The organism is Cloacibacillus sp., assembly GCF_020860125.1.
GTDB lineage: Bacteria > Synergistota > Synergistia > Synergistales > Synergistaceae > Cloacibacillus.
This window is the reverse complement of sequence record NZ_JAJBUX010000070.1, coordinates 21,756-37,732: the sequence shown is the minus strand read 5'-3', so window position 1 is coordinate 37,732 and position 15,977 is coordinate 21,756. Positions and strand designations below refer to the sequence as shown.

The following is a 15,977-nucleotide window of genomic DNA, read 5'->3' as shown; positions in this document are numbered from 1 at the left end:
GTTATGACGGACCGGATATGCTCCATTCAAATGCGGTCGATGATGACGAGAGTTTCGAGTACCGTTTGGGAGATACCCCTTCTAGCTTCGTAAACGTGCTGATAAAGTAGCTCGTACTCTGGAACCCCACCATTTCTCCCGCAATCTTCACATTGTAACCGGCGCGCAGGAAATCCTTAGCCTTGAACACCCGCATGTTGGTGATGAACGCTCTCAACGTGATGCCCGTCACGTTTTTGAAGGTGCGTCACAGCTGCGATTTGCTGATAAAGAACGTGTTGGCGAGGTTCTCCAGCGAAAGGTCCTCCGCGTAGTGCTCCTGGATGTACTGGACGACGGGAAATATCCTGTCAAGTGGCTTTTTGCTGCGCGGAAGCGCGGCTTCGTTTTTCGTCGACTCATACAGCGCGTTGATGTGTATGAGCATCTCCGCCAGACAGATCTTGCCGTAGACCTCCTTCCCATAGTCGGAACACTCCGGAGAGAGGTAATAATCCAGCCTTTTGATCTGCTTCAGCAGCCTCTCCAGCTGATTTTCATCGAGCTGATAACGGTGGTTGAAGTTGCGGTGATCCAGAAAACAAGAGGTTAGGTCAAATTCGGCGGTGGAAACGCCACTCACCTCATCCGCGTCAAAGTTGACCGCGTAAAACTGATAGGGCTGCTCGTCGCTGGCGCCGTCGCTGCGGTGAAAATCCATGCTGTTCATGACAAAGAGAGAGCCCCGGCGGATGGGATAGACCGCGTTGTTTATATACATTTTGCCGCCGTCGGAGAGGGTCAGCAATATCTCCATCCCTTTGTGAAAATGCAGATTGCGCCAATTCCACTGCTGGGTACGAAAAATAATAAACATCGTGACACTCCCTTCATAGCTGCAATATTTTAAACTGATAACATCATACATCAGAACCCGTTGAATATATACGACAGTACACGTAATTATCTCCGGCATGAGCCGTGAAGCGGAAGTTCTTAACCGGCTGGCAGGCGAAACGGCCCCTCTCTGCCGCCGTCTGCGGATTTCATGAACAGGGCGCCGCGCCATTATAAACGGAGCTTGGAAAGCAGACAAAGCGCGGCGCGGACGTATTTCGATTTTTTCCGGCTATTATTTTTTCAAGGTTCGGTAACGCCTGTCAACACGGGATATTGAGCTGTGAATAGCTCCGCCAGCCCCTATTCGAGACCGACTTTGATCCTTGCCTCCTCCGCGCTGATTGAATCCGCCTCGATCACCACGTTCTTATCGCGGAAATAGAGCACGCCGAATACGACGGCATAAGAGGCCAGCAGCCAGAGGATGATGAACATGCCGGGACGTGAACTCAGTAGACGTGATTCTTTCATGATCACCGAGAAAACCACAAAAGCAACGAGGAACAGCCACCTGATATATTTTCTTTTCATGGTTTATTATTTAAGCCTCCAATTCTCCGCCCCGTTCAAAATCAAGACCCTCTTTTTTATAAGCGAGATAGTTGAGCGTTAGGATGACAACTCCCCCCGCCAGCCCCGCAAAGGTCAGACCCCAATGCGGGCTTAAGGAGATTATGGAACATACCGCCAATATGGCGCGAAGGAAGATGTTGATCTTCGTAAAGGCATATCCTTCCATGACAGCCGCAAAACAAATTACCGCGATCAGGCATCCGACACTGTTAACAATAATATCTGTCGCGGAGCCGATCATGATCAATCCGGGGTTATAGACGAAGGTGGCAAAGACCAGGAGTCCGGGAAAGCCGATACAGAACCCCTTGGCCGCCGTTTTCATCGGCCCGGCCTTGGCTATGCCGGCCGCGGTGAAAGAGGCGATCGCCACCGGCGGTATGATATTCGAGAGCACGCCCCAGAAGAGCGCGTACATATGAGCCGCCAGAGCGGGGACGCCCATCTGCATGATAGGGGGAATGACCGTTACGACCATGATTATATAGACCGCGGTGGTGGTCAGCCCCATGCCCAGTATTACGGCCAGGACTGCCGCCAGAAGCAGGGCCAGCCACAGATGGCCGCCGGAGATACTCACGATCTGCGTCCCCAGTTTCAGCCCCACGCCCGATAATGTCGAGGTGCTGACGATGATCCCCGCCGCGGCGCAGGCCATCGCCGTCACGACCGTCGCCTTGGCCGCCGCCTCACAAACGGATACTATATTTTCGGCGCCGGGACGGCTGGATTTTTTCAGGAAGCTGACCAGGAACAGGCCAAGGATCGACCAGAAACAGGCCGTGGTGGCCGTATAACCCGAAACCAGAAAATAGACGAGGAGGGCGATCGGGATCAACAGATGTGCGCCGTTTTTTAAGACATCTTTCACCACCGGCATCTCCTCTTTTCTCAGAGGAGGGATTTTCGACTTCCTGGCATGGAAGTCCACAGCGGCGAAAAGCGCGAAATAGTAGCATAACGCCGGGATGGCGGCGGCCAGCGCCACCGTTACGTAGGAAAGCCCCAAATAAGCGGCGACGACAAAGGCGGTCGCCCCCATGATCGGCGGTGTAAACATACCGCCGGTGGAGGCGCAGGCTTCAACGCCGCCGGCATATGTACTCTCGTAGCCGACTCTTTTCATCAAGGGGATCGTAAATGTTCCGGTGGTCGTAACGTTGGCACAGGAGCTTCCTGAGAGCATGCCGAAGAAGGCGCTGCCAACCACCGCCGCTTTGGCGGGTCCGCCGACCTTCGCGCCGAAGGCGCCAAGGGTAAGATCAGTAAAGGTGCGTCCGGTACCGGTCTCCTCCATGAAAGCGCCAAATATCAGGAAGAGGACGACAAAAGAGGCGATCGTGCCGAGGGGCATGCCAAAGATACCGCCCTCCTGCATGAACATATCCAGAACCAGTGATTTCAAACTCGTGCTCGGCCCATAAAAGATCCAGAACATCTGTTCGCTGTACAGCGCCTGGAAGGTGAAGAAGATAGCGATAAGCACCATCGGCAGCCCCAAAGAACGCCGCGTACCCTCCAGGACCAGAAGCCAGAGGATGATCCCCATACAGACGTCGGCAGTGTTGGGAGAGATGACCTGACGCAGTTCAAAGGCTTCAATGTCCCAAAGATAATAGACTTCTAAAACCACCGTCAACAGGATGCATACGACATCGATCACCGTCCATATATTCGGACTATCGCTCCATGACTTCCTGTTGAGGGGAAATAGTATAAAGCATAACAATAAGACGCCGGTCAGATGCAGGGACCTGTAGAAATGCGCCTCAGGGTGGCCAAACATCCCCGTGTAAAGATGGAAGGTTACAAAAGCAAAAGACAAACCGACGATGAGAAATGCCAATATCTCTTTTGCCCCGAACTTACGGGCTTTAAGCAGGCATCCCCAGGCAGTCGTTGGATTAGATTCTTCTGTGTGAGCCATTATTTCTATTTCTCCTTTTCCTTATATCCTTATATCCTTTTAGCTTAACTTTCGTAATATCATCGAGCCTCATACTTTGGAAACGGCAGCCAAATCACACAAGGAGCAAACGCGAAAGGTAAAGATATCCGGCATATTTATGGCCTCTTAAAAATTTTTTATCTACAGATGATTTATTTCTTTTGACACGAAAATATATCCGCTGAACGGCAGCCAGCTCCCTAATAGAAATGCGAAACGCAGGAAACAGCTCAGCTCAATAAGAGCTGTTTCCCGCTTGGAAGGTGTCCTCTTAATATTTATTTAACCTTTATGCCCTTTTCGTTGAGATACTTTAACGCGCCGGGGTGGAGAGGTATATTTGCGACCTTGGGAAGGTCCTGCGGATTACAGATCTGCGGCCAGCCTCTCGCCTCAGTGGCCTTAAAAGAATCTTTATGGTAGCCGGACTCATAGATAGTCTTGGTAACAATATAGACGAAATCTTCCGGGAGGTCGGCGTTGCAGACGATGGTGGTGGGGATGGCGATTGTCTTGACAGGGTAATTCTGCTTGTCATAGGTCTTAGGCTGCATGGTGGCCTTCACGTAACCGGTCATCGAGGGGTCGGCCAGCACCTTGTCGGCATGGGCGTCATCTATACTGAGGAACCTGACTCCGGGCTGCACTATAAGGTTGACGATACTCGGCATGAGCCCGCCGTAGGTACCGATAAAGTCCATATGCCCGTCCTGCATCATCGTGGAGGCGTCGTCCCAGCCAAGGGCCATGACCTCTCCGCCCGCGGCTTTGATATCGTTAAACGTCATGCCGTAGGCTTTAAGGAGCGCTTCTATCATCATCCTGTCGGTAGACGCAAGCTTGCCGCCGTTGACTTTCTTGTTTTTCAGCTGACTAAGATCTTTAATATCAGATTTTTCCGGAACGATCAGCTGCGCGAGCATCAGCTCCTGGGTCCCGACCAGACGCAGATTCGTCAGCGGCTTTTCATAGGGAGCCATCCCCTTATAGGCCAGATACTGGTTCTGCGCGGTGGTCAGCGTCAGCACCATATCTTTGCCTTCGTGCACGGCGGAGACATTAAAGGCGCCGCCGGTGGATTGAACGGAGCAGGGAGCGTTGATACCGGCTTTTTTCAAAGCGGCCTCCAGCTCCGAGGCCAGGACGGCGGAAGCGGGATACCATATGCCTCCGGGGAATCCCGTGCCGATTTTGACAAATTTTGGATAGGCCGGAGCGGCGGCGACGGTGCTGCAACTGAACAAAAGAACACTAAGGCAAACGATAAACGCGGCTGTTAAATTAATTCTTGAACGAAACATATTTTTTCCTCCTCCTTATTTTCCTATGCTGCCCGCAAAATTCAAACCTGCTTGCGCCTTTACATAAATGTCATCTTCCGCCGGCATCTCCCCTTTCAAAAAATCGCTCCGACGCCTCTCGGTATATCTCTATCCGGCAGCGTCACCCTGCATTTTGGACCGCTATTTTCCCATCTTCACAGCATTGGCGAAAGTGGGCTTTGCCGTGGCAAAGCCCACTCTTATGGTTTAGAAGAAAGTCTGTTCCGTAACGTCCGTGGAGACCGCCTTAAGGGCGCGCTCGACGAGATTTTTCTGCATCGCCTTCTGCTCCTCGGCCGTAAGCAGGGGATCGCTGAAGGGAGATACAAGCCCATAACCGGGAACTATGCGGTTCGCGCCGGTGACCTTGGATACGGAGACAAGGTTTGTGACATGCACTATGGGGAAACCGGCTCTGTCTATCTCTTTTACCATCGTTGCGCCGCAACGAGTGCAGCTTCCTCAGGTACTGACAAGGACTACGGCGTCGACCGCCTCTTTCTTGAGCGCTTCGGCGATCTCTTTGCCCATCCGGCGGGCGTCCTTGAGGGTGGCCAGGTTGCCGGTGGTCGAGTAGAGGGTGTTGCAGAGCTCGCCGATCACGCCGGCTTTCTCAAATTCCCTGAAGGAAGAGAGAGGGAAGAGGACCTCCGGATTGGCGTTGACGAAGTCGGTGTTGATGCCGCAGTGGACGCTGTAGAAGTCTCCCTTTACAAGAACATCCTTCCCGGTGACGTCGTAGGTCGCCCATATAGAGCAGGTGCCGCCGGGAATGCGGTCAGGGTTGCCGAGGGGAACGAGTCCGCCGGTGCTGACGAAGGCGACCTTGGCCTTGCTGAGATCGCCGACCGCCTTGGAAGGGACTACGTTATCGCGCGGCTCGATCTTCAGTTCGGTCTCGTAGGGCTGACCTGAGAGTTTGGCGAGAAGCATATCGACGGCGCGGTCGCCGGCGGTCTTCTCCGCAAAGACCTCTTTTCTGATGCCGTGCGGAAAGTAACCCTCGGCGTCGGCCCAGAGTATCTCTTCGCCGGAGATCATTTTGTTGACGATGTCGGCCATCGCCGCGGCGTCCTGACGCATCTTGGCGGCGCTCGCGCCGCCCTTCATGATATAGAAGGGTTCCTCTTTGAACATCGCCACGCCGGGATTTTCCTCGTGCATGCTGGTGACCGCCTGCACGCCATATTTCTCGTGCGCGAATTTGCATATTTCGCCGCAGCAGACGCCGTAACGTCCGGCGCGGAAGGCGGGGCCGGCGGCCATGATATCGAACTCTTTGCCTTCAAGGAAGACGGCGATGCGCTTCAGCGCCTCGTCCTTGTGGCTGGCCATAAAGTTGTCACCGCAGATGATGGTGTGCGTGACCTCGGCATCTTTCAGAGCCGCCTTAAAGGCAAGCGCCGGGCCTACGGGACCCTCTTTGATGACAGGCTCAAAATCCGCCTCGTTTTCTCCGCCGACGCCGCCAAAGAACTGGTTGGCATAGAATATAACTTTTTTCATTTATTTATCCCCCCATACGATATGTCTGAGCTAGTATTCCTTCACTGTCTTGGTCGTGATGCCGGCGCAGTTGGTGCTGTCCGCGATCATGCAGCCGTTTACGATCAGGGAACCGTCCGGGCGCAGACTGGGGCCGTACTTCTCGTGAGCGGTCCACGCGGCGTGATAGAAGTCGCGTGTCACGGAGGCGAGATCGCCGATCACATTCTTCATCGGCGGGAATTCAAAGACCGTGCCGGAGTCGCCGGTGGAGACGATGGCGTCGGCGATGGGATCGAGCATCGATTTGCCGCTGTGTTCCGGAGTAAGCCCCACCGTCTTGATACCGCGATGTTCCAGCTCGGAGCACATAAAGAAAAAGTCGACGTCGTAGTTGCTGCCGCCGGCGACGGAGGCGACGATCGCGCCGTCAAGCTTCAGCAGGGAGGCCAGCTCGCCGCCGGCAACCTTTACTGTCTGCTTGAAGTGGTTGGGCACGTCGACCGCGAAGGGAACAACTCCGACAAAATTGATAGTCTTGCCGTGCTCCTGATAGAGGCGCTTGATTATCGGCCAGTTCTGATAGGTATAGGTGCAGTAGCCCTCGCCGTAGAGACCGCCTTGGCTGGTGATCTGTCCGTCGAATACCGCGTTGGGGTGCATAAGGAAGGGCAGCATGTTTTCGCAGTCGATACCGAAAATTCTCTCGTTAAAGAACTTATCCTTGCCTACCTGAGCCTTGATCTGAAAGAAGAGGGCGACCCTCGGAAGCCCCTTCTTCTCCGCCTCTTCGGCGCCGGGCTCAAGCTCGTAGCATTCCCAGTCTTCCGGCTCCTGCCCCTTCAGCGAAGCGGCCACATAATCCGCCAGATAATGGGCGGCCATCTTCAGCGGGGCCTCATTTCTGAAGGGCTGGTCCAGCTTTGTGGGGTTGACCAGTTCCGCGTATACCACAAGATTTACCATCTTCGCAAAGATGGAGTGCTCCGCGCCGGGGCCGCTCATATCAAGCATACCCTCGGCAGCCTGAGAATACTTGCCGCAGGCGATGACGTTGATGCCCTTCATCGCGTAAAGGTCGCCGTCGCCGCAGCTTTCGATCGTCAGACCGCCGGTCACGCCAGGGAAGGTGGCGCGTCCGTCGGGACGGAAGCGCGGCTCCAAACCGACCTTGCAGGGCAGGATACGTGTCTCGTCACCAGGATGGACAATATATATATCTATGTTCTTAAGTTCTTTGTCCGGGTCCAGAGAGGCGACAGCTTCACCTTTATTGATCGTGAGCACGCCGTTTTTGAATGAGGTCTTTTCACCAAACACGATGTCCTTAACATGAAAATTACCTATTCTCAGCTTTTTCGTATGTTCCAAACTCTTCACACTCCCAGCATTTTACATGAAATACTTTCAATATGCCAAAGCTCAAACCTTAAGCCGAGAGAAACGCTCTAACACCAACAAAACAATAAGCGGCGAGTATAGAGACAATCCCGCGTCGTCAAGCGCTTTTTCAATTTAGACTGCAATGATTTTCGGTATGACGTCAGTGAGGTCTTCAAGTATAGGAGGGTGGCTCTTGTTCCGAAAAACAATTTCTCCGATGTGAATTGGGCCCAAATCTCCATCAAGATACGGAACAGCTCCTGCCATATAGTCTTAGACAGTTCATTACGTACTTTGTAAAATAGTCATCCATACTGCGGTCTTCCGCCCAAAACCGATGTTCGGCAACAGGCGGCACATATTAGCAAAGACGATCGCGACATTCCGTTATTGATTTATAAAGGTGCGAAAGAGCTTTCCTTCTACGAACTTCGCTAAGTTTACAGAAAAAGAAGGAACCCGTGTTTCAGTTTTTTACCTTAAAAATATCGCAATCGACGCAAAAATTTACACAGCTGGCAGATTAAAGTTAGGTCGGCGATTTTTCTACGGTACCTTTCTGAAATATTTTGAGGGGCCTATACGGCCTTCAAAAGTAGGTTTAAGTCCCAAAAATCTGGAGCAAGCCGCAAAAATCTTTCGTATAAAGCAACGGGAGGGAGCTGTATTTTATGCTCAGGCGCGGATACAAAAAAGGGATATTTGGCTGATTAGCCGCGAAGGTGCAAAGAGAGATAAAAAATGCCTGAAAAACACCTTCGATTTTATATTGAAATATTGAAAAAATGGGATTATTGACAGCTCCGGAGCAAACCGACATAATGAATATGATAAATTCTGTGAAAGGGTGGGTACAATGTTATTTGGGAAGTTCTGCATTGACTGCGGCTCCATACAATTTAATATCTCAAAACATTGTACGGAGCCTAAAGAACACAGAAATATCTAGAATCGCTCTTATTCCAAGATAGCGCTGTAGTTTGTGTATTCTTATTATTCTGACCTATAGGCGGCAGACAATGTTTTGTCTGCCGCCCTTTGTTTATAAAATCGGATCTACAAGTGGGGGCATGCTTCGTCCCCCGCTTGTTCGCGTTTGGAAAGGATGCTGTTTAATGAAAGACGAACAAAATTTGACGACCGGAAGCGTCTCTAAAAAATTAATTATATTTGCTTTTCCACTGTTAGCCGCCAACCTGCTGCAGTCCTTTTACAGCATCGTGGATATGCTCGTTGTCGGCAATATCGTAGGCGAGACTGGGCTTGCCGCGATCAGTAACGCTTCGATGATAAGTTTTATCATAAACTCCATCTGTATCGGCGTTACAATGGGCGGCACCGTCCTCGCCGCTCAATATAAGGGAGCCGGTGACGAACGGGGAGAGAGTGAAACCGCGGGGACCTTATTTTCAATATCCCTCATCGCTTCGATTTTCGTCACAATTTTAGGGTCGCTTGCCTACAGGCCCATTTTTCAGGCGCTTAATGTTCCCGCGGCCTCCATGCGGGAGGCCTGTGGTTATATGAAAATCATCTGCCGCGGCACCGTATTCGTATTCGGCTATAACGCCGTATGCTCCGTTATGAAAGGATTGGGGGATTCGAAAAGCCCTCTCTGTTTCATAGCGGCCGCAGCCGCGGTGAATATCGTACTGGACCTGATTCTAGTAGGTCCCTTAGGCATGGGAACCGAGGGGGCCGCCTATGCCACCATTTTTTCGCAGGGTATCTCCCTTTTGATTTCAATAATCTATTTGAAGAGGAGGCGTTTTATCTTCGATTTCAAATTGAAGCACTTTACCATTCGTCGGGATAAGCTGGCGGCTATTTTGAAAATCGGACTGCCAGCCGCCGTACAGATGGTAATTGTTAATATCTCTTATCTTTTGGTTACTGGAATGCTCAATAATTTCGGCATATCGGTCGCCGCAGCGGCTGGGATCGGGCTTAAAGTCAATTCTTTCGCGGGTATGCCCTGCTGGGCGATAGGGCAGGCTGTAACGGCCATGGCGGGACAAAACATGGGGGCTAACGATATAGAGCGGGTAAAAAAGACGACGAGAATCGGACTGCGCTTAAATATACTTATCACCCTCATTGTTGTGATAACCGTGCAGATGTTCGCCCGACAAATTATCATGCTCTTTGAACCTGGAAGTCAGGAAGTCATTAAGGACGGAGTCCTTTACCTGAGAGTGTGCTGCGGAATAAACAGTCTGATATACGCGGCGATGTACACCTTCGACTCTTTTGCCATCGGCGTAGGCTCCGCGAATATCGCGATGATAAACGCGCTTTTAGACGCGGCGATCGTCCGTCTGCCGGTCGGCTGTCTGTTAGCCTTTGCAGCCGGTATTGGACCTTTAGGGGTATATATCGGACAGGCCATCTCCCCTGTTTTACCCGCGGCAGCCGGCCTGCTCTATTTCAGAAGCGGGCTTTGGGAGAGCAAAAGATTGATACGTTATACAGGTGATGGCGAGGGATAGATATAAAAAATAGAGGGACGGCAAGAAACCGTCCCTCTATTTTTTATTATTTAACTATTAAAATACTGTCTGCTCCGATATCGGCGTCTGGAGGGCTTTCATGGCCTTGTCCAGGATCGCGCGGCGGATCTGCTTCTCTTCCTCGGCGCTCTTGCTGATGTCTCCGAGGGGATAGGGGATGGCGACCGCGGGAACTATGCGGTTCGCGCCAACCGTCTGCGAGATCGGTACGATCGTGCAGATATGTACCACGGGCATTCCAAAGGCTTCGATCGCTTTTACCATCGTTGCACCGCAACGAGTGCAGGTTCCTCAGGTGGAGGTGAGGATCACGGCGTCAACTCCGTCTTTCTTGAGCTGCTCCCCGATGGCGGTGCCGAATTTCTTCGCGTTGGCGATCGATGTTCCGTTGCCGACGGTCGTGAAGAAGTATCTGTAGAGCTTCTTGAAGACGCCCTCTTTCTCCATATCGCGGAGCACGTCGACGGGAAGCACCCTGTTGGGGTCGGCGTTGGCGTAGGTCGGGTCGTAACCGCCGTGCGCCGTCGCGTAATGCTCTCCGTCTGCCGCCTGCACGCCTTCGATATCGTAGGTGCCGAACTTCATCGCGCTGGAGGATTCGATGTGGTCGGGGTTGCCCTTCGGGACGATACCGCCGGAGGTGACAAGCGCGATCGTCGCGTTTTTAAGGTCTTTGATCGCCTCGCCGGGGGCTACGCGGTCAAAACTGGGCATCGGGTATTCGGTGGTAAACTCTTCGCCCTTGAGCTTCTTGACGAGCATCTCCACCGCGCGATCCGCGCCGGGTCTGTCCTGGAAGAAGTTGACGCGCACGCCGCGGGTCATGTAGCCGGCCTCTTCGGGCGAGCCGGGATTGCCGTTCGTCTCAATAACTTTGAGTACGAGCTTCGCCATCGCGGGAACGGCCGTCTTGATGCCGCGCGCGTTGTCTGCTGTCGGGACAATGAATACCGATTTCTTGAACATATCCGCGCCGGGGTTCTCCTCGTACATACCGGAGACGGCGGGGATGCCGAGCTTCTTCTGTACCGCGTCGGCTACGCCGCCGGCGGCGGTGCCGTAACGTCCGGCGTTGAATGCGGGGCCGGTGACGACCGCGTCGGGCTGGAAGGCTGAGATGAGCTTGAGTATCTCTTCGGTCGCCGATTCCATGTTCTCCGCGTAGTAGCCGTCGCCGCAGATCACCGTGCCGACGACTTCGGCGGCGTCGCCGAGTTCATGGGCAAGCGCCATGCCGGGTCCGACTACGCCGGGACGTGACTCGGGCCTGGTGTCAGCCTTATCTTCTCCGCCGATACCGGCAAAGAACTGGTTTATGTAGTGTACGATCCTCTTCTTAGTCATTGTCTTTCGTCCTCCTACCAGGTTTTGGCGCTGAGGGGGTTAAAGCCCAGCTCGCATGTCGCGCCTGTGATAGCCTGCAGCTCAACCTCTATCGACCCGTCGGCTCTGAGCGAACCGTCGAAGCCTCCGGCTATAACGTCCGTGTAGTCCGTAAATCCGATCAGCTTCTCCTGCGGGGGCAGTACGACGATCATGTTCGCGTTGCCCGCCGTTACCACCGCGTCGGCCTCTTTCGTGGCGTCGGCGAGCGACTGGCTAGCGCCGTCGCGGCCCGCGTATTCGTCGGTGATGAGAGCCGTTCTGATACCGGCCTGCTCTGCCTTGCGGCAGTTCATGATGAGGTCGGCGTCAGGATTGCCAAAGCCCTCTTCGCTGATTACGACGCCGTCGACGCCGAGCATCGAGGCGAGCTTCACCGCGTATGAGGAGCTTCTCTGCTTGTCCATCAGCGTGACGTTCTCGTTCGTGATGATAACGCCGATGAAGTTGATGTCTTTTCCGTGGCGCTCATAGAGGCTGCGGATGACAGGGTTGTTCTGATGGACATAGGTGCTGTTCTTGTCGCAGGCGGAGACGCAGTTGCCGGAGACGATCGCGCAGTCCATGGTCTCGTTGGGGTGGATCAGCGTGGGGATGATCTTCTTCGCGTCCACGCCGTAGACGTAGGTGTCATGAAGAAGTCCCTGGGTCTGGAGCATATAGATGTAGGCGACCTTCAGAAGTCCGGGATAGGCTTTCATGGCCTCCGCAAATGAGGGAAGCTCGTAGGGTTTTGTCTCATCTACGGCTGCGCCGGCCTTCCAGGCGGCCTCCGCGACGTAGAGCGCGGCGCGGAATCCGGCGAGGCGGCAGGCCTTCTCATATTCGTGGGGCTCGATGCCTTCGACGGGCTCGAATACGAGCACGGCGTTCATCGTCTTTGAGAAAGGGGTATATTTCGCGCCCTCGCCGCTCATGTCGACGATGCCTTCCTGGAATCCGACGATGCGTCCGCAGGTGACGACGGCCGCTCCGTCAAGGACGAAGGTCTTTCCGCTGCCAACGGTTTCAACGCCGCTGAGCATGCCGGGGAATACCTGGCCCACGCCCTCCGTTTTATAACGGGGCTGGATGGCGTCTTTGACAGGGCAGATGCGGACCGATTCGCCGGGACGAGCGAGATCGGCGTTCAGAGTCTTAAAATGCTCTGTGTCCGAGGCCGCTGCGAGGAACTCTTCTTTGTTGATCTGAAGGGTGCCGTCGGCAAGAAGGGCGGTCTTGTCGCCCCATGCGATGTTCTTAACTTTTGCCTTCTGCAGTTCGAGTTTCATAATGATCCTCCTTGAGTGATTTTTGAGGGAAATAGCGCGCTGTAAATGTCTATCTGTTTACCGCTTCCGGGTACCGTCTCTCCGGAGGCGTTAAGACCGAATATTGGTGGAAGGTCTCTTCCAGCAAAATGAAATCAAGATAACGGAAGTCGTTATCTATCTTCTCCGCGAGTTCGCCGGGGCGCATAAGCTTCGGCGAGCTTTCAAAGACTCTGATCGCGTTTTCAATAAGATCGAGCGACTGCAGGTCGATGGCTCCGCCCCTCGAACAGTCCTTCTTAAGGATCAGGGAGCGGTAGGGCTGCTGGTTCGGCTTAAAATTCCCATAGAGGGGATTGGCAAGCAGCTCCCAGCCAAGGTGGATGAGATCGCGTCCGGCATATAGGACATCCAGCGCGCCTCCGTCAAGGTAGTCAAGCGACTGTACATGACCTTTGAGATTAGGGTTGTTTGAAATGCATACATAAGAATACGAGAACAAACCCATAGGACACCGCCTTTCTGGCTAATATCCTCTGTTTTCGTCCTCGCCTGTTTTTGACGTGTCCAGAGTGCTGTCCGGCGACAATCCTTATGCCTGAGAGTTTCAACCTCACGGTCTTGCCCCTTCGGCGCCCATAATTAAAATGGACGGGTCTCTCTTGCCGCTTTCATTCAGCTTGACCTTAGTATATCAAGAGCAAAATTCTTGTCAACAGCTTTCGAAGGTATTTTGTGATATTTTGCACCAATATTATCTGATTTTTTATACTATAGCATAAAAAAAGCGCCTCCTTTTTGGCAAAAGAGACGCTTTTTTATTTTTCAGAACAACGGAACCGCCGTTTCTACCATTTGAGCCCGGTGATGAAGATGAGTCCGATACAGACCGGCGTGACGACGCGGCACACCCACAGCCAGGCCGTGTAGAACGGGAAGTCGTGCTCTCCGAAGTTCGTGACCTCGTCCTTAGCCCCCTTCGTCCAAATCCAGCCGACAAAGAAGGAGGTGAGCATTCCGCCTACGGGCATGATGGCGTTGTTGGTGATGAAGTCCATCGCGTCAAGGAAGTCTTTGCCGCAGATCTTCGGGAAGTGGCCGCCTACTGAGAGGGCGGAAGGCACGCCCAGCAGCGCGATGGCTATGCCCATGACGACCGCTGATTTAGCGCGGGACCAGCCGAGCTCGTCTATCGCGAAGGTGACGACGACCTCAAGCAGGGAGAAGGCGGAGGTGATGGCGGCGATGAAAAGCAGCGCGAAGAAAGCGAATGAGAAGAAGGCTCCCATCGGCATCTTGGCGAAGACGATCGGCAGCGTGACAAAGGTAAGTCCGGGACCGGCTCCGGCGTCGACGCCGAAGGCGAATACCGCCGGAAAGATGACGAGTCCGGCCATGATCGCGACACAGGTGTCGAGCAGCACGATTGTGCTGGTCATCTTGGGCATATATTCGTGTTTGCCGAGGTAACTGCCGTAGGTGATGATGATGCCCATCGCCAGGGAGAGCGAATAGAAGCCCTGCCCTACCGCCGCCAGCACGCCCTCTCCCGTGAGTTTCGAGAAATCAGGCAGCAGGTAGAAGCGCAGCCCCTCCGTCGATCCCGGCAGGGTGACGGAACGGATGATGAGCAGTATCAGAATAAAGAAGAGCGCGGGCATGAGGATCTTGCAGCTTCTTTCGATGCCGCCGCTGATGCCGCGGTAGACGACGGCGATGACGATCGCCATAACGACGCCGTGATAGGCTATCGCCTGCAGGGGATCGGAGACGAAGGCGCCGAAGACGTCTCCGGCCTTACCGGCGGCCGCGGCCTCCATCAGCCCTCCGAATGACTTGAACATATAGGCGAGGGTCCAGCCGGCGATGACCGCGTAGTATGAAAGAATGACAAAGCCGCAGAAGAAGCCCATCCAGCCGACTATCGGCCAGGCTCCGCCGCCAAGTTTTTTGAAGGCCCCCACGGAGTCTAGTTTCGCCCTGCGGCCCATGGCGAACTCCGCCAGCATGAGCGACGACCCGATGATGACAACGATGGCAAGGTATACGAGAACGAAGGCGCCGCCCCCGTATTTACCGGTAATATATGGAAAACGCCAGATGTTCCCAAGCCCGACGGCGGAGCCGGCGGCGGCCATGATAAAGCCGAACCTGCTCCCCCACTGCTCTCTGTTTCCTGAGTTTCCTTCCACAAAAACCCTCTCCTCTCAAAAGTATGCCGACTTTTGAATTTAATTTATAAGTTCGTTTTTTATTCGGCTTTATCTATATATCATAAATTGATTTTCAAAACAAATGTCAGATAAATTTATTTTATGTCTTTCTACCGTTTATTTACCCTTTTTTGAAAAAGCCTTTATATTTCCGTACTTTGTTATTTACTAAAAAAGCCGTTTTATCCGTAATGAAAGCAAAAAAAAATAAACCACGCGCATTTCATATTGCGCGCGTGGTTTATTTTTGTTATTCAGTTACCGCTCTGTTTATCCTAACTATATCAAGGGAACGCCCCGTCTCCGCATCTATTTCGATGATGGCCCCCTGGAACTTTACGTCCGCCTCGGAGACCTCGAATTTACATGGCGTCCCGGTGAGGAATTTGGGAAGCACAGATTCCGCCGTCATGCCTATTACGCCTCCATGGCCGCCGGTCATACCGGCGTCGGAGAGAAAGGCGGTACCCCCAGGAAGTATCTCCTCGTCCGCCGTCTGAACGTGCGTATGAGTTCCGACTACGGCTGAGACCTTACCGTCGAGGTATACTCCGAGCGCCCTCTTTTCGGAGGTCGCCTCCGCGTGGATATCGACGAATATCGACGGTACTGGGCATTCGGCTACCAGCCTCTCGGCCGTCTGGAACGGACAGTCAAGGGGCGGCATGAAGGTACGTCCCTGCAGACAGAGGACTGCAAGCCTGTCGCCGTTCTTCTCGTAGACAGCGTAACCTCGCCCGCGTGTGCCCTGCGGGTGATTAGCGGGACGCAGGACTGCCTTTTCGCTGTCCAGCAGAGGGATAAAATCCTTCTTGTCCCAGACATGGTTGCCGTTCGTGAGGATGTCGATGCCGGAGGCGAAAAGCTCTTTCATCACCTTTTCGGTGAGTCCGAAGCCGCCGGCACTGTTTTCCCCGTTGGCGATGATGAAATCAAAGCCGCCGAATTCTTCCCGAAGCCCGGGGATCTCCCGGGCCGCCGCTTCGCGCCCGGGTCGGCCCATGATGTCGCCGATGAACAATATGCGCACG

The 15,977-nt window shown here is 53.5% G+C and carries 13 protein-coding genes, 1 pseudogene and 1 riboswitch; of the genes and pseudogenes, 2 read left to right on the top strand and 12 right to left on the bottom strand.

Features of this window, described 5'->3' with window-relative positions; genetic code table 11:
- Window positions 1-112 precede the first annotated feature (112 nt).
- The 7 genes and pseudogenes from LIO98_RS15430 to LIO98_RS08920 form a co-directional block, all read right to left on the bottom strand.
- A pseudogene (locus LIO98_RS15430) lies at window positions 113-196 on the bottom strand (hypothetical protein); the annotation flags it as partial.
- Window positions 197-247: 51 nt separating this feature from the next.
- A complete protein-coding gene (locus LIO98_RS08945; RefSeq protein ID WP_291955748.1) occupies window positions 248-856 on the bottom strand; it encodes an AraC family ligand binding domain-containing protein in 609 nt (202 codons plus the stop codon).
- A 323-nt stretch (window positions 857-1,179) separates the two neighbouring features.
- On the bottom strand, window positions 1,180-1,410 hold the full coding sequence (locus LIO98_RS08940) for a hypothetical protein (RefSeq protein ID WP_291955745.1): 231 nt from the start codon (window positions 1,408-1,410) through the stop codon (window positions 1,180-1,182).
- Window positions 1,411-1,420: 10 nt separating this feature from the next.
- Entirely contained in the window at window positions 1,421-3,379 is a 1,959-nt protein-coding gene (locus tag LIO98_RS08935) for a TRAP transporter fused permease subunit (protein ID WP_291955742.1), read from the bottom strand.
- Window positions 3,380-3,678: 299 nt separating this feature from the next.
- Window positions 3,679-4,701, bottom strand: coding sequence for a TAXI family TRAP transporter solute-binding subunit (locus LIO98_RS08930; RefSeq protein ID WP_291955739.1), 1,023 nt, complete (start codon window positions 4,699-4,701; stop codon window positions 3,679-3,681).
- A 228-nt stretch (window positions 4,702-4,929) separates the two neighbouring features.
- Window positions 4,930-6,228, bottom strand: a complete 1,299-nt coding sequence (locus LIO98_RS08925; RefSeq protein ID WP_291955736.1) for a glycine/betaine/sarcosine/D-proline family reductase selenoprotein B — start codon at window positions 6,226-6,228, stop codon at window positions 4,930-4,932.
- A gap of 30 nt (window positions 6,229-6,258) precedes the next feature.
- Complete coding sequence (locus tag LIO98_RS08920) at window positions 6,259-7,578, bottom strand: glycine/sarcosine/betaine reductase component B subunit (protein ID WP_291955733.1); 1,320 nt, start codon at window positions 7,576-7,578, stop codon at window positions 6,259-6,261.
- Between the two features lie 415 nt (window positions 7,579-7,993).
- Between LIO98_RS08920 and LIO98_RS08915 the strand changes: the two genes are divergently transcribed.
- Complete coding sequence (locus LIO98_RS08915; protein ID WP_291955730.1) at window positions 7,994-8,371, top strand: hypothetical protein; 378 nt, start codon at window positions 7,994-7,996, stop codon at window positions 8,369-8,371.
- A gap of 334 nt (window positions 8,372-8,705) precedes the next feature.
- On the top strand, window positions 8,706-10,079 hold the full coding sequence (locus LIO98_RS08910; RefSeq protein ID WP_291955727.1) for an MATE family efflux transporter: 1,374 nt from the start codon (window positions 8,706-8,708) through the stop codon (window positions 10,077-10,079).
- A gap of 57 nt (window positions 10,080-10,136) precedes the next feature.
- Here LIO98_RS08910 and grdB read toward each other — a convergent pair whose 3' ends face one another.
- From grdB to LIO98_RS08885, 5 genes are all read right to left on the bottom strand, one after another.
- A complete protein-coding gene (grdB, locus tag LIO98_RS08905) occupies window positions 10,137-11,444 on the bottom strand; it encodes a glycine reductase complex selenoprotein B (RefSeq protein ID WP_291955724.1) in 1,308 nt (435 codons plus the stop codon).
- 14 nt (window positions 11,445-11,458) lie between these two features.
- A complete protein-coding gene (locus LIO98_RS08900) occupies window positions 11,459-12,754 on the bottom strand; it encodes a glycine/sarcosine/betaine reductase component B subunit (protein WP_291955721.1) in 1,296 nt (431 codons plus the stop codon).
- A gap of 49 nt (window positions 12,755-12,803) precedes the next feature.
- A complete protein-coding gene (locus LIO98_RS08895) occupies window positions 12,804-13,241 on the bottom strand; it encodes a GrdX family protein (protein WP_291955719.1) in 438 nt (145 codons plus the stop codon).
- A gap of 68 nt (window positions 13,242-13,309) precedes the next feature.
- A riboswitch (glycine riboswitch) is annotated at window positions 13,310-13,408 on the bottom strand.
- A gap of 173 nt (window positions 13,409-13,581) precedes the next feature.
- Window positions 13,582-14,925, bottom strand: a complete 1,344-nt coding sequence (locus LIO98_RS08890; protein ID WP_291955717.1) for a sodium-dependent transporter — start codon at window positions 14,923-14,925, stop codon at window positions 13,582-13,584.
- Between the two features lie 271 nt (window positions 14,926-15,196).
- Entirely contained in the window at window positions 15,197-15,976 is a 780-nt protein-coding gene (locus tag LIO98_RS08885; RefSeq protein WP_291955714.1) for a TIGR00282 family metallophosphoesterase, read from the bottom strand.
- Between the last annotated feature and the right edge of the window lies 1 nt (window position 15,977).